Source organism: uncultured Tenacibaculum sp. (genome assembly GCF_947504135.1).
Lineage (GTDB): Bacteria > Bacteroidota > Bacteroidia > Flavobacteriales > Flavobacteriaceae > Polaribacter.
This window is the reverse complement of sequence record NZ_CANNGG010000005.1, coordinates 98,500-123,228: the sequence shown is the minus strand read 5'-3', so window position 1 is coordinate 123,228 and position 24,729 is coordinate 98,500. Positions and strand designations below refer to the sequence as shown.

Genomic DNA, 24,729 nt, shown 5'->3' with positions numbered 1-24,729 from the left:
CTTTTATGAAGATTGAAAGCACTAATTTTGTGGCAAATTTTTTTAACATGATCAAAAAAGTAACGCTTATAATAGTTTCATTATTGTTGTTTATATCTTGTAAAGAAGAAAAAAAAATAGAGGAGACTAAATTACAGGGAGGTGTTTTTGGAACTACTTATCATATAACTTACATGAGCAGTAAAAATTATCAAAAATCTATTGATAGTTTGTTTCATTTAGTGAATAAGTCACTGTCAACCTATATGCCTACCTCTGATATTTCAAAAATTAACCGAGGAGACACTACTGTAGTAGTTGATGATATGTTTGTTGAAGTGTTTGAAAAGGCCAAAAGAATTTATAAGGAAACTGACGGATATTTTGACCCTACTATTGGTAGGTTGATAGATGCATACGGATTTGGCTCAGGAAAAGAAAAGAAAGATTTAACTTCGGAAGAAATTGCAGCTTTGATGGAGAATGTAGGATTTGATAAAGTTAGATTACAAGATAGAAAGGTGTATAGAGATAGTGAAAATATTGAGTTTAATGTAAATGCTTTTGCTAAAGGATACGGAGTAGATATTGTTGGAAGGTTTTTAGAGTCGAAAAACATTCATGATTACTTGGTGGAAATAGGAGGTGAGATTAGAGCTAGAGGTACAAAAGAAGGGAAATTATGGAAAGTGGCTATTGAGAAACCAAATGTTGATGGCACACGCTCTATTCAAAAAGTAATTGAATTGGATAATGAGTCAATGGCAACTTCAGGGAATTATAGAAAATACAAGGTAAATGCAGAAGGAAAGAAAATAGTACACACGGTAAATGCAAAAACAGGATTAGCAGAGGAAAGTAATTTGTTAAGTGTGTCGGTTCGTTTAAAAGGAGATTGTGCGGATGTAGATGCGTATGCAACTGCTTTTTTAGCAATGGGTTTAGAAAAAACAAAGGAGTTTCTCAAAGAACATCCAGAATTAAAAGTAGTGTTGTTGTATCATAGCGATACAGATGAATTAGCAGAATTTGAAAACTAGTTTTTATAACATACAGGCAAAATTTCGCCTTTCATTAATGCAAATCGTTCTAGTTTTTCTGGAGCGATTTTTTTTGTGTAGTCTATTTCATCAACTGTAAATCCTATAGAGCGTAACTTATTAAAGTAATCACGTCCGTACACACGAACATGGTCGTACTGACCGAAGATTTTTGCACGTTCTTTAGGGTTGGTTATTGAATCGTCTTCAAAAGTGATTTCTCTAGATAAATCCTGCGGAATTTGAAAAATTCCAAATCCACCAACTTTCATTACTCGATACAATTCTTGCATCGCCTTTGTGTCGTCAGGGATATGTTCCAGCACATGATTACAAAACACTACATCAAAAGAGTTGTCTTCAAAAGGAAGATTGCAAATATCTGCTTTTACATCTGCTATAGGTGATTCTAAATCGGATGTTGTGTACTCTAAATTTTGCTGTTTTCTAAAAAGATCTAAAAAACATTGCTCAGGGGCGATATGTAATACTTTTAACTTTTTATCGGAAGTAAAGAAGTTGCTTTCCTGTTGTAAAAAAAGCCACATTAAACGATGTCTTTCTAGTGAAAGGGTGGAAGGAGAAAGTGCGTTTTTACGTTGAACTCCATATCCGTAAGGTAAAAACTTTTTGAATGATTTTCCGTCAATCGGATCTGTAAAGTTATCTCCTTTTAACCACCAAGTAATAATGGGACGAGCCCAATAACTGGCTTTGATTAATATAGGTCTAGGAATAGTATTAAGTATCGTTTTAAATAAAGACACAAATTATATAACTAATGGTTGTTGTCTAAATTCGTCTTCTTCGTTACTTTCAATACCTAAAGCATCGTAAATATACTTAAAGGTAGATAGTAACTCTGGTTTACCATTAACTATGGCTACATCATGTTCAAAGTGTGCTGATGGTTTACCATCTAAAGTTGTAATTGTCCACCCATCACTATGTTGACGGATTTTATGAGTTCCCATATTGGTCATAGGTTCAATAGCAACTACCATACCTTCAATAAATTTTTTACCACGACCTCTGCGTCCATAGTTAGGCATTTCTGGGTCTTCGTGCATCTTACGACCTAAACCGTGCCCTACCAGTTCACGAACAACACCGTAGCCATGTTTTTCAGTAAAGTTTTGAATAGCAAAACCTACATCACCAACACGATTTCCTACTTTTAGTTCACGAATACCTACATATAAACTTTCTTTAGTGATATCAAGTAGTTTTTGAGTTTCAGGAGTAATTTCACCTACAGCAAACGTGTAAGCGTGATCTCCGTAAAAATCATTTTTTATAGCACCACAATCAATAGAGATGATGTCACCTTCTTGTAAAGGTGTGTTGTTTGGAATTCCGTGAACTACTTGAGAGTTAGGACTCATACAAAGTGTGTTAGGGAAATCGTATAAACCTAAAAAACCAGGAATAGCACCTTGCTCACGAATAAATTCTTCGGCAAGTTTATCAAGATATAATGTAGTAACTCCAGGTTTTACTTCTTTGGCAAGCATACCTAAGGTTTTTGATACTACTAAAGCACTTTCGCGCATTAATTCAATTTCTTCTCTAGTTTTTGGTTTAATCATGGTAAAAATATTGAGGCGCAAATTTACAGTTATTTTTGATATGGATGTTTGTATTCTTGACCAGATAGTATTTTTAAGAAATCTTCTTCAACTGAGCTACCTTCAATAGCGTGTTCTACAAAACGACCAACTTCTTTTCCGTCTTTATAAAAAATGAAGGTTGGAACTCGAATTACATTGAAACCTTCTTCTAAACCATTAGCTTTTTTCTGACGGTTTACTGTAATTAATTCAAGGTTTTTATAATCGAATTCGGCTTCGTCTAAGATTTTATAAAAATTAGGAATCTCTCTTTTACTATCTCCACACCAAGTTCCCATAAAGCTTTTTATTTTTATGTCTTTTAAATATGGTTTTAGTTTTTCTACGGTAGCTTTATCTGTTTCGTAATATGAATAAAAATCGTTAAACCACTCACTTCCGTGTGGTTCTTGTTGAAAATCTTTTTTAGTAGCAATACCAACTAAATTTCCATTTTCATTTTTTGTTGCTAGGTTCTTTGGTGTCGATGCACAAGAAACAATAAGTAAGGCTACAAAAAGGTACACGATTTTTTTCATAAGATATATTTTTAAATAAGCGAATGTTGTGTCATTTCTTTAGGTTGTTCAATACCCATTAATTTTAAAATAGTTGGAGCAATGTCGCCTAAAATACCACTTTTTATTGATTTTAACTCCTTGTCAATTAAAATCATAGGAACAGGATTGGTAGTGTGCGCTGTATGTGGTGTTCCGTCTGGATTAATCATCGTTTCACAGTTTCCGTGATCAGCAATTAAAATAGTGGTATAGTCATTATTTAACGCAGTTGTTACTACGTCTCCAACACAATTGTCAACTGCTTCACAAGCTTTAACAGCAGCTTCAAAAACACCTGTATGACCAACCATATCACCATTAGCAAAGTTTAAACATACAAAATCAACATTACCGCTTTGTAGTTCAGGAACAATAGCGTCGCGAATTTCATAAGCACTCATTTCAGGTTTTAAATCATAGGTAGCTACTTTAGGAGATGGACAAAGCAAACGTTTTTCTCCTGTAAATTCATCTTCTCTTCCGCCAGAGAAAAAGAAAGTAACGTGTGGATATTTTTCTGTCTCAGCAATCCTAATTTGACTTTTTCCAGCTGACTCTAATACTTCACCCAAAGTGTTTTCAATGTTCTTTCCATCGTAAATAACATGGATGTTTTTAAAAGTATCGTCATAGCTTGTCATGGTAACAAAATATAACGGTAATTTTTTCATGTTGAATTCAGGAAAATCTTTTTGACTTAAGGCTTCGGTTAATTGACGTCCTCTGTCAGTTCTAAAATTGAAGAAGATAACAACGTCGTCTTCTTTAATGTTTGTTTTTGGTTCATTGTTTTCATCAACCATTATGATTGGTTTGATGAATTCATCGGTTACGCCTTCGTCATAGCTTTGTTGAATACTAGTTAAAGCATCCGAAGAAAGTGAGCCTTTTCCGTTAACTAAAGCATCGTAAGCAAGCTGCACGCGTTCCCAACGATTATCGCGATCCATTGCGTAGTAACGACCAGTGATTGTTGCCAACTCACCTGTGGTTTCTTGCATGTGCTCTTGAATGTCGTTGATAAAATATTTTCCTGATTTAGGGTCGCAATCACGTCCGTCAGTAAAAGCATGTAAATACACGCTTTTTAAACCGTAATCGTTTGCAGAAGTAAGTAATCCTTTTAAATGATCGACATGAGAATGAATTCCACCGTTAGAAACCAATCCTAAAAAATGAATGTTTTTGTTGTTGGTTTTAGCATACTCAAAAGCTTTTACTAGTTCGGTTTCTTGTGCAAGTGTACCCTCTTTTACGGCTTTGTTTATTTTAGCTAAATTCTGATATACAATTCTACCAGCACCTAAGTTCATGTGTCCTACTTCCGAATTTCCCATTTGTCCTTTAGGTAATCCTACATGTTCACCGTCAGTTCTTAATTCTGCATTCGGAAATTTATCATATAAAGAATTGATAAATGGTGTTTTTGCATTGTATATAGCTGATACTTTTGGATCTTGGGTAATTCCCCATCCATCCAAAATCATAAGTATTACTTTCTTGTTCATGTTGCAAATTTACTTCTTTGAATTAAAATACCTGTAATGAATATGTATTAAACATAAAAAATGATTTGAGTTAATATTTGAATGAAAAGAGATAATCGTGAAGTTGTTACCTATGTAGTTTTGCGGTGTAACTTAAAAACAATATTATGAAAAAAATAGTTTTATTAGTATTAGCAATAACAAGTTTTACAATGGTAAAAGCTCAGGTAGGAGAAGGAACAAATTGGTTAAAGATGGGTATTCATGGTGGTTTACCAGTAGGTGATATGTCTGATATTTCGTCTTTTGCATTAGGAGCAGATTTAAAATACCAATTCTTAGATGCAGATAGTTTTGCTATTGGAGTATCAACAGGATATACACATTATTTTGGTAAAGAAGAAGGATTGCTTCAGTTTGCTGATGTTGGAGTTATTCCGTTAGCAGGATTGTTTAGGTTTTACCCTACAGAAAACTTTTTCTTAGGAACCGATATTGGTTATGGTTTCTTAACCGAAGGAGATGAAGGAGGTTTTTATTACAGACCAGAAATAGGATACCATGATGACGAATGGAATATTTACGGATACTACCAAAGTGTAGCTACAGATGGTATTGAGCCGACTTCGATTGGAATTGGAATTAACTATAATATCGTTCAAGGTAAATAATACAGTTAGATAAATAAAAGTAAAAGTGACACTTGCTAGCAGGTGTCACTTTTTTATTATAGTAGGTTTATAAGGTAAAACAATATTGAAAAGATGACAACTAGAAAAACGAGGTTTTTTATCCATACAATCTGATTTTCTCTTTTTGTTTTTATACGGATTTCTTCCAGTTGCTTTTTACTAGCAGATTTTTTAAAGTGCAGCGTATCATCATTTTCTTTTTGAAATCGTTCAAGCTTTTCAAAAGCACTTACTCTTTTTCTTTTGTTGTTTTTTAAACTGGTTATCATTGCTGATACTGATCCTCCAAAACCCATAGCAAATAATTTTTGTGTTATACTTATTAGTGTTCTTAATTAGTCTTTTGTTACAGAAATCATAAGATTGAAAAGACTTTTATTTTCTGTACTTACGTATAGCTTCTTTAATTTTTTCAATTCTATTTTCAGGATCAGGATGGGTACTTTGAAATTCAGGAACTCTATTTGGACCAGCTGCAGCTTTTAAAATTTCCATTACGCCAATTAAGTTTTCAGGATTATACCCCGCATCAATCATTAATTTTACGCCTAATTCATCACTTTCTAGTTCGTCGCCACGACCGTTTTTTAATAAAGTTTGTTGTCCAATACTATTCGCTAGTTCTCCTAAATCAGCACCGACAGAAGCTCCCATGGTTAAAAGTTTCCAAAAATTGGCATCGGTAATTCGTTCGTTAGAATGTTTCCCTAATACATGGCCAATTTCATGTCCTAAAACTCCTGCTAATTGATCTTCGTTTTTTAATTGAGAAAACAGAGCATGGGTAATAAAAACCTGTCCGCCTGGTAAAGCAAAAGCATTAATCGTTTTTTCGTCTCTTAATAAATGAAAATCGAACTGATAACCAGATTTTTTAGCAACTGTGTTGTTCACGAGCTTTGCGCCAACTTTGTCTACAAGTGCTTGAGCGTTTTCGTTAGGATACAAACCTCCATGCTGTTGAGTCATTACAGGAGCTTGTTGTAATCCAATAGCAATTTCTTGTTCTGGAGATAAACTAACTGCTTGTGTTTTCCCTGTATAAGGGTTTACCTCTTGTTGACTGCATTTACGTAGATAAGCAAAAGCAACAATAGCTATACCTACAAGCAAACGAGTTTTTAAACCTCCTTTAATTTTCATCAATAAGTTATTTTATTAGTCCCGAAAGTAAAAGTACAAAATATATAATTTAACGGATATCAATTTTTTGTGAACTATAAAAAACTTAAATTTACACAGCAAAACAAACAACATTATGGAGTCTCACTTTGAGTTAAACGAAGTTACTAAGAAGTTACCCGAGCATTTACATAAGTTCGTAGTAAAACAACCGTATGATGAATATACGGCTCAAAACCAAGCTGTATGGCGTTATGTAATGCGTATGAATGTAGATTATTTAGGGAAAGTAGCGCATGCTTCGTACTTAGATGGATTGAAAAAGACAGGCATTTCCGTTGAGAAAATTCCTCACATGCAAGGAATGAATCGTATTTTGAAAGAAATAGGTTGGGCAGCGGTATCTGTTGATGGTTTTATACCACCAAATGCTTTTATGGAGTTTCAAGCATACAACGTGTTAGTGATTGCATCTGACATGCGTACGATAGATCATATTGAATACACGCCAGCTCCTGATATTATTCATGAAGCTGCAGGACATGCACCAATTATAGCAAACCCAGAGTATGCTGAATATTTACGCCGTTTTGGTGAAATTGGCGCAAAAGCGATTTCTTCAGCAAAAGATTACGAAATGTATGAAGCTATTCGTTTGTTGTCTATCTTAAAAGAAGACCCTAACTCTACTCAAAAAGATATTGACGAAGCACAAGAAAAAGTGGAGTGGTTACAGGATAACATGGGAGAACTTTCAGAAATGGCTCAAATTAGAAATTTACACTGGTGGACAGTGGAGTATGGATTGATAGGGACCCTAGAAAATCCAAAAATTTATGGAGCTGGATTGTTATCTTCTATAGGAGAAAGCAAATGGTGTATGAAAGATGAAGTAGAAAAAGTTCCATATACATTAGATGCTGCTAATGTAAGCTTTGATATTACAAAACCTCAACCTCAATTATTTGTTACGCCAGACTTTGCTCATTTAAGTTTGGTATTGGAACAGTTTGCTAATAAAATGGCTATCAGAACAGGAGGGTTGAAAGGGATTGAAAAACTTATTGATTCAAAAAATTTAGGAACTATCGAGTTAAGTACAGGTATTCAGGTATCGGGTGTTTTTACAAATGTAATAACTGATGAGAATAATAAAGCCATTTACGTACAAACAACTGGTCCTACTGTGTTAGCAAATAGAGATAAAGAATTGATAGGTCACGGAACAAATTATCATGCAGAAGGTTTTGGAAGTCCAATAGGAAAGTTAAAAGGGATTAATATTCCAATAGAGAATATGAGTCCGCGAGATTTGAAAGCTTATGGTATTTATGAAGGAGAACAGATTACCTTAGAGTTTGAAGGAGGGATAAAAGTAGTAGGAGAAGTTATTACGGGAACAAGGGATTTAAGAGGTAGGATTTTACTAATTTCTTTTAAAAACTGTACAGTAACTCATGGAGACACGTTGTTGTTTCACCCAGATTGGGGAGTATACGATATGGCTGTGGGTGTAGAGGTGGTGTCTGCTTTTGCTGGTCCTGCTGATGTAACATCGTTTGGAGATGTAGGAAAAGTATCAGAAACCAAAACGCACAAAATTCAATATTCTGATTCAGATAGAAAGTTATATAGTTTATATGATAGAGTAAGAGAACTGAGGGAAGGTGGCACGGTTTCTGAGGAAGACATTGAGGAAATTTTTACAGAAGTAAAATCAAATTATAAAAATGATTGGTTGTTGTCGTTAGAGCTGTTAGAATTGGCAACACTAAACAATTGTTCAATAAAAGGAGCGTTACGTGAATATCTTGGAGAAATGAAAAGTAACAAGAGTTACACTACGTTAATAGAAAACGGTTTACTTTTGTTGGAAAATTACCAAGAAGTATAAAATGGGATTATTTAATTTATTTAGAAAGAAAAATATGAGTAACGAAATACAGGAATATTTAGCTAAAGGAGCAGTTGTTTTAGATGTAAGGACTTTAGCGGAATGGAATGAAGGGCATAGTGAAGGAGCTAAGCATATTGTGTTAGCTACGATTCCTACAAATGTAGAGGAAATTAAATCGTGGGATAAGCCAGTAATTGCAGTATGTAGAAGTGGTGGTAGAAGCGGACAAGCAACTCAGTTTTTACAAAACCATGGGATTGATGTAATTAACGGAGGACCTTGGCAAAATGTTGATCAATATTTAGTGAAATAAAATAAGAAGATTAAAAATTCATAAAAGGAAATGCTTGTAAAAGTGTTTCCTTTTTTTGTTGTAGTTTTTTCAAAAATAACTGATGAGCTTCAGATTCTGAGTTAAAAGGTTTGTGGTTTATTCCTCTTTGAATGGTTTCGACTTGCTTCATCGTTTTGCATGAATCTTCTGTAATCCAAACCTGTTTAAATTTTTCCCATATGTAATTCACAGCAGTTTTATTTGGGTGAATCATATCCTCATTATAAAAGCGATAATCACGTAATTCATCCATCATAATTTCATATGAAGGAAAATAGTAAATAGCATTTCTCGGTTCCACTACTTCATGGATAGCTGAAAGTAAGTGTGCTTTACTATGTTGGTTTTCTGTAAAACCATCTTTTAAATGTCGTACAGGAGATAACGTATAAATAACTGAAATGTTTTTATTTACTGACTTAACAAGAGAGTTAATAGCTTCTAAGCTTTCAGAAATTTCATGAACGCTTAATAATTCCTTTAAAAAAAATTTCTGAGGAACTTTGTGGCAATTGGCTACAAGACTATCCGAAGTAATTTCTCTATATACCCATGCTGTACCTAGTGTAATGATAAGATGTGTGGTGTTTTGTAGTTGCTCAAAAGTTTGTTGTATGGATAAATTTAAGCTGCTTAATAACTCATTTTTATTTATGGCGCTTAAACTTGAATGTGCTTCAAAAGAGTGCCATCGCTCATTGTAAAAAAAAACATTTTTGTCGGTATATTCTTCTTTGTTTAATGCTTTTGTAATTAAGTTTTCAATAGCCTTAGGGTGGAATAAAATACCAAAAGGGTTTTGTTTTGATTGAAACTTGTAGTAGTTCAGTTTGTCGCCAATATTTTCAGAAAAACAAGAACCAAGTAAAAGTAGTTTTGACTGATAATTAATTTGATTATGTTTTTGCTTCGTAAGTGGTATTCGCGTTTGAAGATTCATAAGTTTAAAGAAAAATAACAATCAAAAATAAGTATAAAATCTTCATAAGAAGTGGTGTAGGTTTGTAATTCGTTAAAATTTGTATCTTTGTTCAAAAGAATTAAGAATACATTGAACAATATAAAGTCTACATTCACGATTAAAGACCTCGAAAATATTTCAGGAATAAAAGCTCATACAATTAGAATTTGGGAAAAACGCTACAATCTGTTATCGCCAGAGAGAACGGATACCAATATTCGTTATTATTCTTCTGAGAATTTACAAAAGTTGCTGAATGTTGTTCTATTGAACAAAAACAATATCAAGATTTCTAAAATAGCAGAAATGTCTGATGATACTATTGTTTTAAAAGCAAGAGAGTTAGCTTTTAAAATGGCAGCAAACGATGAAGCTGTTAATTCTTTTAAGTTAGCAATGTTTCAATTCGATAAAATATTATTTAACAATGCTTACAACAGATTGTTGAAAACAAAGACTTTTAGAGAGGTTTTTAAAGATGTTTTTATTCCTTTTTTAAATCATGTAGGGTTATTATGGCAAACAGATACCTTATTGCCAGCACATGAACACTTCATATCTAATTTAATCATACAAAAAATTCAGATTAACATAGAGAAGTTTGAGTACGTTAGTAATAACTCAGATACAAGTTATGTGTTGTTTCTTCCAGAAAATGAAATTCATGAATTAGGGCTTATGTATTTAAATTATGAGCTCATATTAAGGGGGTATAATACTATTTATCTAGGGCAAAGTTTGCCCTTAGATAACTTAAACTACTTTTTTAAAAATGAAACAAAAATTTGTTTTATTACTTCCATGACTGTTCAGCCATATGAAGATAAAGTAGAAGAATATTTTTTTGAAATAGACAAAATGTTAGAAAATACTAATCATGAACTAATAGCAATAGGAAATAAAGCGATGACGGTTAGTCATATTGATTTTAAAGCGAAAATAACCATGTATCCTTCTTTGGTGGCGTTATTAGAGCAGTTTTAATATTATGTTTAACTTTTTTTTGTTTTTGTTAAACAAAATAAGTAACTTTGAAGTGTGTTTTAAATTAAAGCACATTTTTTTGGCAAAAACTATTTTTGTTTAATGTTTTTTGTTTTAAGATAAACAAAGTCTATCGAGGCTGAAAAATAGACTATAAAAATAAAAAGAGTAAGCATTAATTTTAAAGTGTAGAATTATGAAAGTAAAGAATTTAACCTCTGTGTTTTTTTTGGGGCTGTTTTTAAGTTTTGGTTTGTTAACATCGTGTAGCGATGATAATGATCCAGTGATAGAAAAGCCCAAAACTATAGTTGATGTAGCAGTTGCAGATTCTAATCTAAGTACTCTAGTATCTGCTTTACAAAAAGCTGATTTAGTATCGGCGTTACAAGCCGAAGGATCTTTTACGGTTTTTGCGCCTACAAACGCGGCATTTCAAGCGTTGTTAGATAGTAATGACTCATGGAACTCATTAGATGATATTCCGCTAGAAACATTAAAATCAGTATTATTGTTTCATGTAATAAGTGGAGAAGTAAAGGCAGCTGATTTATCCAATACCTACGTAAAAACATTGTCAACAGGTCCAAACGATGAAATGTTGTCATTGCAAGTGGAAGTTGATGGAGCAGTAGAGTTTAATGGAGATTCAAAGCCAATTGCTACAGATATTATGGCTTCAAATGGAGTTATACACACAATTGATAAGGTAATGTTGCCAGCTAATGTAGTAACCTTAGCGTTGAATAATAGTAGTTTTACCTCTTTGGTTGCAGCTTTAACAGATAGCCGTCATACTACTGATTTTGTTTCTTTGTTAAGTAAAGAAGGGCCTTATACAATATTCGCTCCAACAAATGATGCATTTCAAGCATTGTTAGATAGTAATGATTCTTGGAACTCGTTAGCAGATATTCCAATCGCAACATTAGAGGCGGTGTTAAAGTATCATGTATTTGCTGGAGGAAATGTGCAATCAGATGAATTAACCGATAATCAGGAAATCACAATGTTTGATGGAAACATAGTGACTGTTGATTTGACTAACGGAGCTAAGCTAGAAACAACTTCGGGGCAATCAGTAACAATATCTTTAACCGATGTGCAAGGAACAAATGGGGTGGTTCACGTAGTGAGCAGTGTTCTTTTACCATAATATTTAGGTTAAACAGTTGATCGTGAGCGAGATTAATTTCTCGCTTATGATTGTTTTAATTATCTTTATAAGGAATAATTTGAAAAAAAAAGTATACATAATAGGTTCAGGTTTCTCTTCTTTATCAGCTTCTTGCTATTTAGCAAAAGCTGGATATAAAGTGGTAATCTTGGAAAAAAATGCCACAATTGGTGGTAGAGCAAGGCAGTTATTAAGAGAAGGTTTTACTTTTGATATAGGGCCTACATGGTATTGGATGCCAGATGTTTTTGAAAAGTTTTTTGCAGACTTTGAAAAGAAACCTTCAGATTACTATGAGTTAGAAAGATTAAACCCTGCTTATGAAGTATACTTTGGAGAAAAAGATTCGATTATAATTCCAGGAACATTAGAGGAGATTTATGAGGTTTTTGAAAATGAAGAAAAAGGAAGTTCAAAACACCTGAAGTCTTTTTTAAAATCAGCAAAATATAATTACGATGTTTCTATAAACGACTTAGTTTATAAACCTGGTGTTTCTCCTTTAGAGCTGGTTACTCCCGTTACTATGGGAAAGATATTTCAGTTTTTCTCTACAATTAGACATGAAGTAAGAAAGAAAATTAAAAGTAAAAAACTAATTCAAATTTTAGAATTTCCAGTGTTGTTTCTGGGGGCAAAACCAAGTAACACCCCAGCGTTTTATAATTTTATGAATTATGCTGATTTTGGCTTGGGTACATGGCACCCAAAAGGAGGGATGTATAAAGTTATTGAGGCCATGACTACTTTAGCAACTAGCCTAGGTGTAGAGTTTCAAACTAATGCAAATGTTGAAGAAATTGTAGTAAATGACAAGGGAGAAACAATTGGTGTTTCGGTAGATGGAAAACTAATGGAATCTGATGTAGTGTTAAGTGGAGCAGACTATCATCATACTGAAACTTTACTGCCTAAATATCTAAGGCAATATTCAGAAAGTTATTGGGGTAAAAAAACATTTGCACCTTCATCATTACTCTTTTATGTAGGTTTTGATAAGAAATTAAAAAATGTATGTCATCACACATTATTTTTTGATACAGACTTCGATGTACATGCAAAAACAATATATGATGCTCCTAGTTGGCCTAAAGAACCTCTGTTTTATGCGAGCTTTCCCTCAATTACAGATGGTTCTTTTGCGCCTAATGGAAAAGAAGCTGCTACTTTTTTAATTCCATTGGCGCCTGGTATAGAAGATACTCCGGAGCTAAGAGAACGTTATTTTAATATTATAATAGAGAGGTTAGAAAGACTAACAAACCAATCAGTGAAAAAACATGTGTTGTTTAAAGAAAGCTTTTGTGTAAATGATTTTGTGAAAGAGTATAATTCGTACAAAGGAAATGCTTATGGTTTAGCTAATATTTTAACACAAACAGCATTTTTAAGACCCAAGATAAAAAGTAAAAAAGTAAAGAATTTATTTTTTACAGGACAATTAACGGTGCCAGGACCAGGAGTTCCTCCGTCTTTAATTTCAGGAAAAATAGCTTCAGATTTAATTTTAAAAACGTACAAAGATGAAACAATTGTTTGATGAGGTTTCTTACGCGTGTAGTAAGTTGGTAACTCAAAAATATAGTACCTCATTTTCGTTAGCTACGAAGATGTTATCACCAAAAATACGTACAGATATTTATAATATTTACGGTTTTGTACGCTTTGCAGATGAAATAGTAGATTCTTTCCATCAGTACGATAAGGAACAATTATTACTAAAATTTGAAAGAGATTATTACGAGTCTAAGAATAGAGGAATTAGCTTGAACCCTATTTTAAACTCTTTTATACACACTGTAAACAAGTATAAAATTTCTGATGATTTAGTACAGTCGTTTTTGAAAAGTATGAAAGCTGATTTGTACAAAACAGCATATACAACTACAGAAGAGTATAATGAATATATATATGGCTCTGCCGATGTTGTTGGGTTAATGTGTTTAAAGGTTTTTGTAAATGGAGATGAACAAAAATATGAGGAGCTAAAAGAGCCCGCAATGCGTTTAGGGTCTGCATTTCAAAAAGTAAACTTTTTAAGAGACTTAAAAGAAGATTTTAACGAATTGAATAGATCTTATTTTCCAAACATCAATTTTGGGGATTTAAGTGCGGAAGGAAAAAATACAATTATTAAAGAAATAGAAGACGATTTTGACTTTGCTTATAAAAACGGAATTTTAAAGTTACCAGTTGAAGCAAAATTTGGAGTGTATATGGCATACAGGTATTACAAAAAACTATTAAAAAAGCTAAAAAACACACCTTCAACAAAAATTATGGATACTAGAGTTCGAATTTCAAACCCTATGAAAATTAATCTTCTAGCAAGAAGTTATGTAAGGTATAAATTGAACTTAATATGATAAAAAGTGGTATCTTAGGAGTACTGTTCTTTATGTCGATTATAAGCTTCAATAATGCACCTAATTTTGTTATAGAATACCATGAATTAGCTACTAAAGAAGCTGAATTAGCTTACATAGCCAACTATAAAAACAGTAAAGAAGTAAGTATACAAGCCTATGTAGTTTCTTTACAAATGAAACAGGCAAAATATAAAACAATGCCTTGGAGTAAACTAAAAGTTTTTAACACGAACAAAAACAAATTAGAAGAGTTGATTTTAAAGAATCCTAACAATATCCATCTAAGGTATGTTAGGTTGGTAATACAAGAAAATACACCAAGTATTTTAGGATATACATCTTCTATTAAAAAAGACAAGCAGTTTTTAAAAGAGGTGCTTCAAAAAAAAGACAGTGTAAGTTATTTACATACATATATAATTAACAATACATCATTATGAATATAGCAATTTACATAGCAGTAACTACACTAACGTTTATTGTTATGGAAGGTGTTACTTGGTGCACACACAAGTATGTGATGCATGGGTTTGGCTGGTATTTACATGAAGATCACCATCAACCAGGATATCCACATGTTTTTGAAAAAAACGATGCTTTTTTCGTGGTTTTTGCAATTCCAAGCATTCTATTATTCTACTTCGGAATTCGACCAGAGTTAAATGTTTTGTTCTTCATAGGTCTAGGAATATTATTTTATGGTATTGCCTATTTCTTGGTACATGATGTGTTAATTCACAGAAGGTTTAAGTGGTTTGACAAAACAAATAATCAATACTTAAAAGGATTACGAAAAGCACATAAAATTCATCATAAGCATTTGGGAAAACACGACGGAGAATGTTTCGGAATGTTGTTTGTGCCCTTTAAATATTTTAATAAAAGACAATGAGTCAGTATTTATATTTAATATTAAATCTAGGAAGTTTAAGTATTCCATTACTGTATAGTATTTTTGAAAAAAAACTACACTTTATACAATATTTCAAACAAGCAGCTATTAGTATTTTATCAGTTGCTTTATTTTTTTTGATTTGGGACAGTTGGTTTACACAAATGGGAGTTTGGGGGTTTAATTCAGACTATCATTTATCGCTAAAACTGCTGAATATGCCAATAGAAGAATGGATGTTTTTCTTTTGTATTCCTTATGCATGTTTATTTACACATGAAGCATTAAAATTTTTATATCCAAAGTTTAAAATGTCAAAATCCGCGACAGTAATTGTAAGCTTTTTCCTCATTTTTTTAGTGAGTTTGTTGTTGATTTTTAACTTCGGAAAGTGGTATACCACAGTAAATTTTGTGCTGTTTTTACTATTGTTAGGCTATGCGTTAAAGAATCATTTAAACACATTGCAAGAATACTACCCTAGTTTCTTGGTAATATTAATTCCTTTTTTACTTGTCAACGGAATTTTAACAGGAAGCTTTATAGAAGAACCAGTTGTTTGGTATAACAATTCAGAAAACTTAGGATTTAGAATTTTTACCATACCTATTGAAGATGCTTTTTATGCATTTACAATGTTGTTTTCGGCACAGTTAATCTTCAACTATTTAAAAGGGAAAAAACTTGAAAGAAAATAAATACATACGTTTTTTAATATTCTTGATAGCTAACCTTTCAGCTTTAGCTATTGGTGCTTGGTTAATGAACGAAGGACCAAGAACAGATTGGTACTTGTCTTTAAACAAAGCTCCATGGACACCGGCAGGATGGGTTTTTGGAGTAGCTTGGACAATCATTATGGTATTGTTTTCTGTATATATGACAAAAGTGAGTTTTCAGCATGAATTTTTAAACAAAAAGGTACTCATTTTATATGTAGATCAGTGGATTTTAAACGTAAGCTGGAACTATATTTTCTTTAATCAACATTTAACAAAATTAGGCTTAGTTGTAATCGCTTTATTATGGCTACTTATTGGTTATTTCACTTTTGAGTATGTAAAAAAAGTAAGGTGGTATACGCTATTTATACTTCCATATTTAATATGGATGACGATTGCAACTAGTCTCAACGCATATATTGTATTAAATAATTAAACTATGGCAAAAAAAAAGAATATAACACAAGAGAAAATAATAGAATGGTATATGAATACGGTACTATCATCAGGTCAACCGAATTCAATATTTTCTTTTGCGAAAGAAAATAACTTTGAAGAAGCGGAATTTTATAAACACTTTTCAAGCTTTGAAAGCTTAGAAAAAGCTGTTTTTGGAATTTTCGCTAAAGAAACCATTCATTTACTACACAAAACAGAAGCTTATAAAGACTATTTGCCAAAAGATAAACTATTAAGTTTCTATTTTACCTTTTTTGAATTATTAACAATAAATAGGTCGTATGTATTGGCGCAGTTAAAAAGGATAAAAACAGATTTTTCGAAATTAAAAGTATTGCAAGAACTGCGTACTGAGTTTATTCATTTTGTAGATGAAATAAGCCTTGAAAAAATTGATTTTAAAAATGATAAAATCAACAAAATTCAAGATAAAACTATTGCAGAGGGGTATTGGATGCAGCTATTGCTTATTTTAAAGTTTTGGATAGAAGATGAGTCATCAAACTTTGAAAAAACAGATCTTTTTATAGAAAAATCAGTCAAAGCAAGTTTTGATATTCAACAAATAGCACCTGTAAAAAGTGTGATTGATTTAGCGAAATTTTTGTGGAAAGAAAAATCACCAATGAGATGAAAACCTTAAACAAAATACCTACGTCAAAAATAGAACGAGCTACTAAGTTAGTTTCAACAGGAGTGAAAGTTGGTGTAAATTATGCTAAATACTACGGAAATAAAATCACCAAATCAGAAGAAGAAGCAAGAAAACAGCTCAACGAAGATAATGCTACTGATATTTACGATGGATTAAAACAATTAAAAGGGTCAGCATTAAAAGTAGCACAAATGCTAAGCATGGAAAAAAATATTTTACCTAATGCTTATGTAGAAAAGTTTTCATTATCACAGTTTTCAGTTCCGCCATTGTCAGGACCTTTAGTGACAAAAACGTTTAAAAAATACTTCAACAAAACACCGAACGAAGTTTTTGATACGTTTACAGCAGAATCAGTAAATGCAGCAAGTATAGGACAAGTTCATAAAGCCACTAAAGATGGAAAAAAGTTAGCTGTAAAAATTCAATATCCTGGTGTAGCGGATAGTATTTCAACCGATTTAGCAATGGTGAAACCTATTGCGATGAAAATGTTTAACATTAAGGGAGAAGGCTCAGATGAATATTTTAAAGAAGTTGAAGAAAAGCTTCTGGAAGAAACTAATTACGAATTAGAACTTGCACAGAGTAATGAAATAGCTGATGCTTGTAAACATATTCCAAACTTAAAATTTCCAAAATACTATCCAGACTTGTCATCAGATAGAATTTTAACGATGGATTGGATGGATGGAGTTCACCTGTCAGAATTTACTAAAAATGAGCAGCCTGAAGATATTGCAAATAAACTAGGACAAGCTTTGTGGGACTTTTATATGTATCAAATGCACAAGCTAAAAAAAGTACATGCAGATCCGCATCCAGGGAATTTTTTAGTGTCCAAATCAAATGAATTGATTGTTATCGATTTTGGATGTATGAAAGAAGTTCCTGAAAGTTTTTATGTGCCTTATTTCGAACTAGCAAAAAGAGAAAATATAGATAACCCAGCTTTTTTTGAAAGTAAACTCTATGAGTTAGAAATCTTGAGAAAAGATGATACACCAGAAGAAATAACCTTTTTTAAAGCATTGTTTTATGAAATGTTATCACTCTTTACACAGCCTTTTCAGCAAGAAGAATTTGATTTTTCAGATGAGGAGTTCTTCGGGAAAATAGCAGATTTAGGTCAGAAATATGCCAAGAGTACCGAGCTTAAAAAGATGAACGGAAATAGAGGGTCAAAACACTTCATTTACATTAATCGAACATTTTTTGGTTTATATAACCTAATGCACGATTTAAAAGCAAACAAGGTAAAAATCAATAATTTTAATACGATATAATGCACATTACACGTCAACAAATAGACGAGTTTCCTCATCTGTATAAAATAAATTTGATGAATAGCATTTCTGGTTATAAACCAGCAAACCTTATTGCAACAAAATCAACTGATAACATAACCAATGTTGCAGTTTTCAGTTCGGTGGTGCATTATGGTTCAAGCCCAGCAATTTTAGGGTTTGTGTTACGTCCTACAACCGTTGTTAGAAATACGTATAACAATATAAAAGAAACAGGATATTATACAATCAATGCTATTAATGAAGCAATAATTGAGGAAGCGCATCATACCTCGGCTAAATATCCTTCGGAAATTTCAGAATTTGATAAAACAGCATTGTCAGAAGAATTTAAGAATGATTTTTATGCTCCTTTTGTAGCGGAATCACCTTTACAAATAGGAATGAAGTTTTTAGAAGAGCATCATATAAAAGCTAACGGAACTATTTTAGTGTTAGGTGAAGTTACTGATTTGTATTTTAAGGACTCTATGCTTTCAGAAGATGGTTTGTTAAACCTATCTACTGAAAAAATAGCAGCCATTAATGGTTTAGACACTTATATGGTTGCAGAAAATTATACAAGATTATCATATCAAAGACCAAAGGAATGAAAATCTTAGTTACAGGCACAACAGGTTATATAGGAAAACGATTAATTGTTAGGTTACTAGAAAGTAATCACAAGTTAGTTTGTTGTGTTCGTGATTTAGATAGAATACCAGATGAGTTTGAAAACAATCCGAATGTTACTTTTATAAAAGTTGATTTTTTAAATATAGAAAATACAAGTTTTCCTAAAGATATCGATGCTGCGTATTATTTAATACATTCGATGGCTACGACATCAGAAAACTTTGAAAACTTAGAGTTAACCTGTGCAGAAAACTTTAAAAGTTTGATAGAGCCTACCAACTGTAAACAAGTTGTATACTTAAGCGGAATTGTAAATGATAATTCATTATCTAAACATTTGCAGTCAAGATACGAAGTAGAAAAAAAGCTACAATCAAACAGTTATGCATTAACAACCTTTAGAGCAGGAATTATTGTAGGAAGTGGAAGTGCTTCTTTTGAAATTATAAGAGATATAGTAGAAAAGCTTCCAGTAATGGTAACACCAAAATGGTTAAAAACGAAAACACAGCCTATTGCGGTTAGAGACGTATTAGCTTTTTTAGAAAACAGTTTACAGGTTAAAGAAACCCACAATAAATCTTTTGATATCTGCGGTCCTGAAATATTAACCTATAAAGAAATGTTATTGCAGTTTGCTGAGGTAAGAGGTTTTAAAAGATATATTTACACACTCCCAGTTTTAACACCAAAGCTGTCTTCCTATTGGTTATATTTTGTAACATCAACCTCTTTTAATCTGGCGCAAGCTCTAGTGGATAGTATGAAGGTTGAAGTAATAGCAAAACCAAGTGCTATTAATATGTTACTTAATGTAGCGCCAATAACCTATAAAGAAGCGGTAGCATTAGCTTTTCAAAAAATAGAACAAAACGAAGTAATTTCTAGTTGGAAAGATGCTATGAGTAGTGGTGTTTTTCATGACCAACTAGCAAAACATATTCAAATACCTCAATACGGATGTTTTAAAGATATTAGAGTTAGAGAAGTGCAAAATGAAACAGAAACATTACATAAAATTTGGAGTATAGGAGGAGAAACAGGATGGTATAAGTTCAATTTTCTTTGGAAGATAAGAGGTTTTATAGATCAAGTTTTTGGAGGTGTTGGGCTGCGTAGAGGTAGAAGAGATCCGACTAAGTTAGAGCCAGGAGATGCGCTTGACTTTTGGCGTGTGTTATTAGCGGATAAAGATAATAAACGTTTATTGCTCTTTGCAGAAATGAAACTACCAGGAGAGGCATGGTTAGAGTATGTTATTAAAGACGGCTTACTTTATCAAAAAGCAGTATTCAGACCTAAAGGAATATGGGGTAGAGTTTATTGGTTTGCTGTTTTACCGTTTCATGGACTTATATTTAAGCAACTCATTAATTTTTTGTCAAAATAATTTGTTTAAAATTGAAAAAACAGCACTTACCAACCAAAATTTGTAAAGTTTGTGGGCTTTCTTTTTCATGGAGGAAGAAATGGGAAGCTAGTTGGAGTGAAGTAAAATACTGTAGTAAAAAATGCAGGAAAAACAAAAACAAGAATGCACCTTAATTTGGTTTAGAAACGATTTAAGAGTTCGTGATAACAAACTGTTAAAAGAAGCAATAGCGACTAAACGTTATTTGGTGGCTTTTTATGCGTTTGATCCTGTGTTTTTTAAACGTCAATATTCTTTTGAGAGAACAGGAAAATTCCGTCTTCATTTTTTAATTGAAACATTAAAAGAATTAAAGGAGAGTTTAGCTAAATATAATATACCTTTTTATGTAGGGGTAAAAAAAACAGAAACCGTTGTTAGAGAGATTCAAAACGATTTCTTAATTACTACGCTAGTTTATCAAGAAGATGAAACTAGTGATGAAAAAGATATAGAAAAGAGAGTAAGAAAAGTAGTTGGTAGTAAGGTAAAAAAGATAAGGGTAACAAATCAATATTTGTATGAGCCACATCAAATAGATACGTTATTTAACAAAAAATACCCGTTGTCTTTTTCATCTTTTAGAAATAAAGTTGAAAAAAAATTAGATATAGACACAGAGTTAAATTATCATTTACCCTATCAGGATATATATTCTCAGGCATTTTTTGAAATACCAAACTGTTCTCGTGCAGAAAAAGCTTTAGGAAATTCTTTTCCTTTTAAAGGAGGAGAAAAGCAAGCGTTAATGAGGTTGAAAAGTTATTTTTTTGAAACAAAAAAAGTGATTGACTACAAGAAAACAAGAAATAATTTATTAGGAATAAATTGTAGTACAAAATTTTCACCTTGGTTATCTAATGGGTCTATTAGTGTAAAAACAATTTATAAAGAACTAAAGAGATTTGAAGACGAATATGAGGCAAATTCATCAACATATTGGGTGTATTTTGAGTTGTTGTGGAGAGAGTTCTTTAAACATGCAGTTCGTTATCACAAAAATAACTTCTTCAAATTAGGGGGGATTCAGAAAAAAATGATACTAAGTATTCATGATAATAAGGTGATAAAAAATTGGGTTTTAGGTAATACTACATCCGATTTTGTAAACGCTAATATGATAGAGTTAAGAAAAACAGGTTGGATGAGTAATAGAGGGAGGCAAAACGTAGCATCTTATTTTGTACATAACTTACAGCAAGATTGGAGGATTGGGGCAGCCTACTTTGAATCTTTGTTAGTAGATTATGATCCGCACAGTAATTATGGTAACTGGATGTATATAGCAGGAGTAGGAAATAGTTCTGAGAGTAAAAAGTTTGATATAGAATGGCAAGCTAATACATATGATAAGTATGGGGAATTTAGAGCTAAATGGATTGATAAGTAATGGATGTAATACTTAGAGTGCTTTTAGGTGATCAGTTAAACGAATCTCATAGCTGGTTTAAGCAAAAAAACAAAAAAGTAGTGTATGCTATGTTTGAAATGAAGCAAGAAACGGAGTATGTAAAACATCATATACAAAAAGTTGTAGGGTTTTTCTTAGCAATGAGGAGTTTTGCTAAAAAACTAGAAGAGAAAGGTCACGCAGTAGAGTATTTTAAAATATCAGATTCGCATAACACGCACAATCTTATAAAAAATATTAAAGTATTACAAAAAAAATACTCAATTACAAAAATTGAATATCAGTTGCCTGACGAGTTTCGTTTAGATGTGCAATTTAAAAATGAACTCAAGAGCTTACAGATACCAGTTAAATCGTATGATACTGAACATTTTTACACTACAAGGAATGAGTTAAAAGAGTTTTCTGAAGGTAGAAAGAAAACAGTTATGGAAGATTTTTATCGCTATATGAGGAAAAAGCATAAGATACTTGTAGAAAATAATGAACCGGTTGGCGGTAAATGGAATTATGATGCATCTAACAGAAAAAAATGGAATCAAGATGAATTAGTTCCTTTGCCTTATGAGACTAATATTGACTGTAAAGCATTATTAAAAGAGCTTAATGAAGCAGAAGTGGTTACATTTGGAGAAGAAACATTAACTTTTACTTATCCAATAAATAGAGAACAAGCAATAAAGCAATTAGATTTTTTTTGTGACAATTTGTTAGAGTTTTTTGGAGATTATCAAGATGCAATGCATTCATCACAAGATTTTCTGTTTCATTCTCGATTATCATTTGCTCTTAATTTAAAATTAGTAGCCCCGAGAGAAGTTGTAGAGAAGGTTGTTGATGTGTTTTATAAGAAACCTTCAATAGCCGTTTCTCAGGCAGAGGGCTTTATTCGTCAAGTATTAGGATGGAGAGAGTATATGAGAGGTGTTTATTGGCAATTAGGAGAAGATTTTAAAAAAAAGAATTTTTTTAATAATAAAGTTTCATTGCCAGATTTTTTTTGGACAGGAAAAACAAAAATGAATTGTGTGAAGCAATCGCTAAAAAACTCGTTAAATAACGCATACGCGCATCATATACAGCGTCTTATGATTTTAGGTAACCTAGCGTTATTGTTAGAGGTTCATCCAGATGAGGTAGATGCTTGGTATTTAGGAGTATATATAGATGCTGTAGAGTGGGTGCAATTACCAAATACAAGAGGGATGAGTCAGTACGCGGATGGAGGGATAGTGGCCACAAAACCTTATGTATCTAGCGCAAGTTATATTAATAAAATGAGTAATTATTGCAAAGAATGCTCTTATAATTACAAAACAAAAACAGAAGAAGATTCGTGTCCGTATAATACTTTGTATTGGGAGTTTCTTTATAAAAATAAAGAGAAGTTGAAAAATAACCACCGAATGCGTATGATGTATACTTTATTGCAAAAAATGGAAATATCAAAAGACTTCTCAGAAATTCTAGAAAAAGCAAAAACAATTAAGCAAAAAATTAATAGCTATTAACTTTTTGTTTAATTATTTCTTTTATTAGTTAAACAAAAATTGTATTTTTGATTCAAAGCGCACATTGGATTGAAAATAACAGGAGAAATAGCAGTAGTTTGGTTTAAAAGAGATCTTCGGTTGCAGGATAACGAGGCTGTTTTTAATGCAATAACTTCAGGTAAGAAAATATTATTTGTTTATATTTTTGAAGAAAGTATTATACAAGACGAACATTATTCTAAAAGACATTGGGATTTTGTTAAAGAATCTATACGAGATATAAACCAAGAGTTGTTACTGTATAATACACAGGTTTTAACAATAAACTCAGAGGTACTTTCTTTTTTTAGGTATTTAACGTCGGTGTCAAATGTTACTAATGTCTACTCTCATATAGAAACAGGTATTCTTGCAACTTATAATAGAGATAAAACCTTTAAAAGGTTTTGTAAGAATAATGTAATAGAATGGAAAGAAAATATTCATAATGGAGTATTTAGGGGGCGAGAAAACAGAGAAGGTTGGAAAGAGGATTGGGAAAACTACATGAAATCAAGTCAGATAATATTTGATTCAACAAATGTTCCTTTTGTAACAATAACAGAAATAAAAGAAATAGCAAAAAACTTGACAATTGTAAATTTAGATACAGAAGAAGAAAAGCTATTTCAAAAAGGAGGACGAGCTACGGCTCTTAAGTATTTACATAGTTTTTTTAACAAAAGGTATGAGGGGTATGCAAAAAATATTTCAAAACCAACAGAAGCAAGAGAGAGCTGTAGCAGGCTGTCACCTTATATTGCTTGGGGGAATATCTCAGTAAGAGAGGTGTATCAGTTAGCAATAAGTATTCGTTCTAGTTCAAGAAATAAAAGAGCAATAGATGCTTTCATTTCAAGACTTAAATGGCAGGCACATTTCATCCAGAAATTCGAAATGGAATGTATAATGGAACAAGAAAGTATCAATAAAGGGTTTCATAAGTTAAAGAAAAATATTATTAAAAAATACATATATGCATGGAGAAACGGAAAAACAGGTATTCCATTTATTGATGCGTGTATGCGTTGTTTAATTCATACAGGATATTTGAATTTTAGAATGCGAGCTATGTTAGTGTCTTTTTTTACACATAATCTTTGGCAACCATGGCAAGAAGCATCAAAATATTTATCAAAATTGTTTTTAGATTTTGAACCAGGAATTCACTTTCCTCAGTTGCAAATGCAGGCAGGAGAAACTGGAATTAATACGATTAGAATTTATAACCCAGTAAAAAATGGTTTAGAGCACGATCCTGAAGCAGTTTTTATTTCAAAATGGATACCAGAACTTAAAGGATTACCATTAGCGTTTAAGCACGAACCATACAAAATGACAGCTTTAGAACAAAAAATGTATGGATTTACTCTTGGTAATGATTACCCAAAACCAATAGTAGATATAGGTGTAACTAGAAAAAATGCCTCAGATACTATTTGGAAAATGCGTAAAGATCCAGAGGTGATAAAAGAAAGCTATAGAATTTTAAACAAACATGTAGTTAAATAAA

Annotated in this window: 27 protein-coding genes; 20 read left to right on the top strand and 7 right to left on the bottom strand. The window is 32.1% G+C overall.

Going from position 1 to position 24,729, the window contains the following annotated elements; genetic code table 11:
- The first annotated feature begins 47 nt into the window (after window positions 1-47).
- Window positions 48-1,019 (top strand): FAD:protein FMN transferase, encoded by a 972-nt coding sequence (locus Q0663_RS11300; RefSeq protein WP_299011071.1) that lies wholly within the window; start codon window positions 48-50, stop codon window positions 1,017-1,019.
- Here Q0663_RS11300 and Q0663_RS11295 read toward each other — a convergent pair.
- From Q0663_RS11295 to gpmI, 4 genes are read right to left on the bottom strand one after another with little or no spacing between them, the layout of a single operon-like run.
- Window positions 1,016-1,786 carry a class I SAM-dependent methyltransferase gene (locus Q0663_RS11295; protein WP_299011068.1) on the bottom strand — a complete coding sequence of 257 codons (771 nt, stop codon included), beginning with the start codon at window positions 1,784-1,786 and terminating at the stop codon, window positions 1,016-1,018. The genes Q0663_RS11300 and Q0663_RS11295 overlap by 4 nt on opposite strands.
- 3 nt (window positions 1,787-1,789) lie before the next feature.
- A complete protein-coding gene (map, locus tag Q0663_RS11290; protein WP_299011065.1) occupies window positions 1,790-2,608 on the bottom strand; it encodes a type I methionyl aminopeptidase in 819 nt (272 codons plus the stop codon).
- Between the two features lie 29 nt (window positions 2,609-2,637).
- Window positions 2,638-3,168 carry a thioredoxin family protein gene (locus Q0663_RS11285; RefSeq protein WP_299011063.1) on the bottom strand — a complete coding sequence of 177 codons (531 nt, stop codon included), beginning with the start codon at window positions 3,166-3,168 and terminating at the stop codon, window positions 2,638-2,640.
- An 11-nt stretch (window positions 3,169-3,179) separates the two neighbouring features.
- Window positions 3,180-4,697, bottom strand: coding sequence for a 2,3-bisphosphoglycerate-independent phosphoglycerate mutase (gene gpmI / locus Q0663_RS11280; protein WP_299011061.1), 1,518 nt, complete (start codon window positions 4,695-4,697; stop codon window positions 3,180-3,182).
- A gap of 146 nt (window positions 4,698-4,843) precedes the next feature.
- Between gpmI and Q0663_RS11275 the strand changes: the two genes are divergently transcribed.
- Window positions 4,844-5,347, top strand: coding sequence for a hypothetical protein (locus tag Q0663_RS11275; RefSeq protein ID WP_299011058.1), 504 nt, complete (start codon window positions 4,844-4,846; stop codon window positions 5,345-5,347).
- 56 nt (window positions 5,348-5,403) lie between these two features.
- Here the strand turns inward: Q0663_RS11275 and Q0663_RS11270 are convergent, their stop codons facing one another.
- Window positions 5,404-5,664, bottom strand: coding sequence for a hypothetical protein (locus tag Q0663_RS11270; protein WP_299011055.1), 261 nt, complete (start codon window positions 5,662-5,664; stop codon window positions 5,404-5,406).
- Between the two features lie 79 nt (window positions 5,665-5,743).
- Entirely contained in the window at window positions 5,744-6,511 is a 768-nt protein-coding gene (locus Q0663_RS11265) for a M48 family metalloprotease (RefSeq protein ID WP_299011052.1), read from the bottom strand.
- Between the two features lie 115 nt (window positions 6,512-6,626).
- Here Q0663_RS11265 and Q0663_RS11260 point away from each other — a divergent pair, with 115 nt between their 5' ends.
- On the top strand, window positions 6,627-8,384 hold the full coding sequence (locus Q0663_RS11260) for an aromatic amino acid hydroxylase (RefSeq protein ID WP_299011049.1): 1,758 nt from the start codon (window positions 6,627-6,629) through the stop codon (window positions 8,382-8,384).
- A gap of 34 nt (window positions 8,385-8,418) precedes the next feature.
- The gene (locus tag Q0663_RS11255) at window positions 8,419-8,700 is read left to right on the top strand and encodes a rhodanese-like domain-containing protein (RefSeq protein WP_299011046.1); all 282 of its coding nucleotides are present in this window, start codon (window positions 8,419-8,421) and stop codon (window positions 8,698-8,700) included.
- A gap of 10 nt (window positions 8,701-8,710) precedes the next feature.
- Here Q0663_RS11255 and Q0663_RS11250 read toward each other — a convergent pair whose 3' ends face one another.
- Window positions 8,711-9,661 (bottom strand): GSCFA domain-containing protein, encoded by a 951-nt coding sequence (locus Q0663_RS11250; protein ID WP_299011043.1) that lies wholly within the window; start codon window positions 9,659-9,661, stop codon window positions 8,711-8,713.
- A gap of 87 nt (window positions 9,662-9,748) precedes the next feature.
- On the opposite strand from Q0663_RS11250, the gene Q0663_RS11245 reads away from it, so the two are divergent.
- The 16 genes from Q0663_RS11245 (at window position 9,749) to Q0663_RS11170 (ending at window position 24,728) form a co-directional block, all read left to right on the top strand.
- On the top strand, window positions 9,749-10,666 hold the full coding sequence (locus tag Q0663_RS11245) for a MerR family transcriptional regulator (protein WP_299011040.1): 918 nt from the start codon (window positions 9,749-9,751) through the stop codon (window positions 10,664-10,666).
- A 196-nt stretch (window positions 10,667-10,862) separates the two neighbouring features.
- Window positions 10,863-11,822: a fasciclin domain-containing protein gene (locus Q0663_RS11240; RefSeq protein WP_299011037.1), complete on the top strand. Its 960-nt coding sequence runs from the start codon at window positions 10,863-10,865 to the stop codon at window positions 11,820-11,822.
- Between the two features lie 79 nt (window positions 11,823-11,901).
- Window positions 11,902-13,383 (top strand): NAD(P)/FAD-dependent oxidoreductase, encoded by a 1,482-nt coding sequence (locus Q0663_RS11235; RefSeq protein ID WP_299011034.1) that lies wholly within the window; start codon window positions 11,902-11,904, stop codon window positions 13,381-13,383.
- The gene (locus Q0663_RS11230) at window positions 13,367-14,209 is read left to right on the top strand and encodes a phytoene/squalene synthase family protein (RefSeq protein ID WP_299011031.1); all 843 of its coding nucleotides are present in this window, start codon (window positions 13,367-13,369) and stop codon (window positions 14,207-14,209) included. Before Q0663_RS11235 ends, Q0663_RS11230 begins: the two co-directional genes overlap by 17 nt.
- Window positions 14,206-14,652: a hypothetical protein gene (locus Q0663_RS11225; RefSeq protein WP_299011029.1), complete on the top strand. Its 447-nt coding sequence runs from the start codon at window positions 14,206-14,208 to the stop codon at window positions 14,650-14,652. Before Q0663_RS11230 ends, Q0663_RS11225 begins: the two co-directional genes overlap by 4 nt.
- Window positions 14,649-15,104, top strand: coding sequence for a sterol desaturase family protein (locus tag Q0663_RS11220; RefSeq protein WP_299001489.1), 456 nt, complete (start codon window positions 14,649-14,651; stop codon window positions 15,102-15,104). Before Q0663_RS11225 ends, Q0663_RS11220 begins: the two co-directional genes overlap by 4 nt.
- Complete coding sequence (locus tag Q0663_RS11215; RefSeq protein WP_299011025.1) at window positions 15,101-15,802, top strand: lycopene cyclase domain-containing protein; 702 nt, start codon at window positions 15,101-15,103, stop codon at window positions 15,800-15,802. Before Q0663_RS11220 ends, Q0663_RS11215 begins: the two co-directional genes overlap by 4 nt.
- Complete coding sequence (locus Q0663_RS11210) at window positions 15,789-16,262, top strand: TspO/MBR family protein (RefSeq protein ID WP_299011023.1); 474 nt, start codon at window positions 15,789-15,791, stop codon at window positions 16,260-16,262. The genes Q0663_RS11215 and Q0663_RS11210 overlap by 14 nt, the downstream gene beginning before the upstream one ends.
- A 3-nt stretch (window positions 16,263-16,265) precedes the next feature.
- Window positions 16,266-16,919: a TetR family transcriptional regulator C-terminal domain-containing protein gene (locus Q0663_RS11205; protein ID WP_299011020.1), complete on the top strand. Its 654-nt coding sequence runs from the start codon at window positions 16,266-16,268 to the stop codon at window positions 16,917-16,919.
- Window positions 16,916-18,226 (top strand): lipopolysaccharide core heptose(II) kinase RfaY, encoded by a 1,311-nt coding sequence (locus Q0663_RS11200; RefSeq protein ID WP_299011017.1) that lies wholly within the window; start codon window positions 16,916-16,918, stop codon window positions 18,224-18,226. The genes Q0663_RS11205 and Q0663_RS11200 overlap by 4 nt, the downstream gene beginning before the upstream one ends.
- Window positions 18,226-18,840 (top strand): flavin reductase, encoded by a 615-nt coding sequence (locus Q0663_RS11195; RefSeq protein WP_299011013.1) that lies wholly within the window; start codon window positions 18,226-18,228, stop codon window positions 18,838-18,840. Before Q0663_RS11200 ends, Q0663_RS11195 begins: the two co-directional genes overlap by 1 nt.
- Window positions 18,837-20,252, top strand: coding sequence for an SDR family oxidoreductase (locus Q0663_RS11190; protein ID WP_299011010.1), 1,416 nt, complete (start codon window positions 18,837-18,839; stop codon window positions 20,250-20,252). Before Q0663_RS11195 ends, Q0663_RS11190 begins: the two co-directional genes overlap by 4 nt.
- Window positions 20,253-20,263: 11 nt before the next feature.
- A complete protein-coding gene (locus Q0663_RS11185) occupies window positions 20,264-20,407 on the top strand; it encodes a DUF2256 domain-containing protein (protein ID WP_073182036.1) in 144 nt (47 codons plus the stop codon).
- Window positions 20,374-21,663: a DASH family cryptochrome gene (locus Q0663_RS11180; RefSeq protein WP_299011007.1), complete on the top strand. Its 1,290-nt coding sequence runs from the start codon at window positions 20,374-20,376 to the stop codon at window positions 21,661-21,663. The genes Q0663_RS11185 and Q0663_RS11180 overlap by 34 nt, the downstream gene beginning before the upstream one ends.
- A complete protein-coding gene (locus Q0663_RS11175) occupies window positions 21,663-23,195 on the top strand; it encodes a cryptochrome/photolyase family protein (RefSeq protein WP_299011004.1) in 1,533 nt (510 codons plus the stop codon). The genes Q0663_RS11180 and Q0663_RS11175 overlap by 1 nt, the downstream gene beginning before the upstream one ends.
- 69 nt (window positions 23,196-23,264) lie before the next feature.
- Window positions 23,265-24,728, top strand: a complete 1,464-nt coding sequence (locus Q0663_RS11170) for a cryptochrome/deoxyribodipyrimidine photo-lyase family protein (RefSeq protein ID WP_299011001.1) — start codon at window positions 23,265-23,267, stop codon at window positions 24,726-24,728.
- Window position 24,729 lies beyond the last annotated feature (1 nt).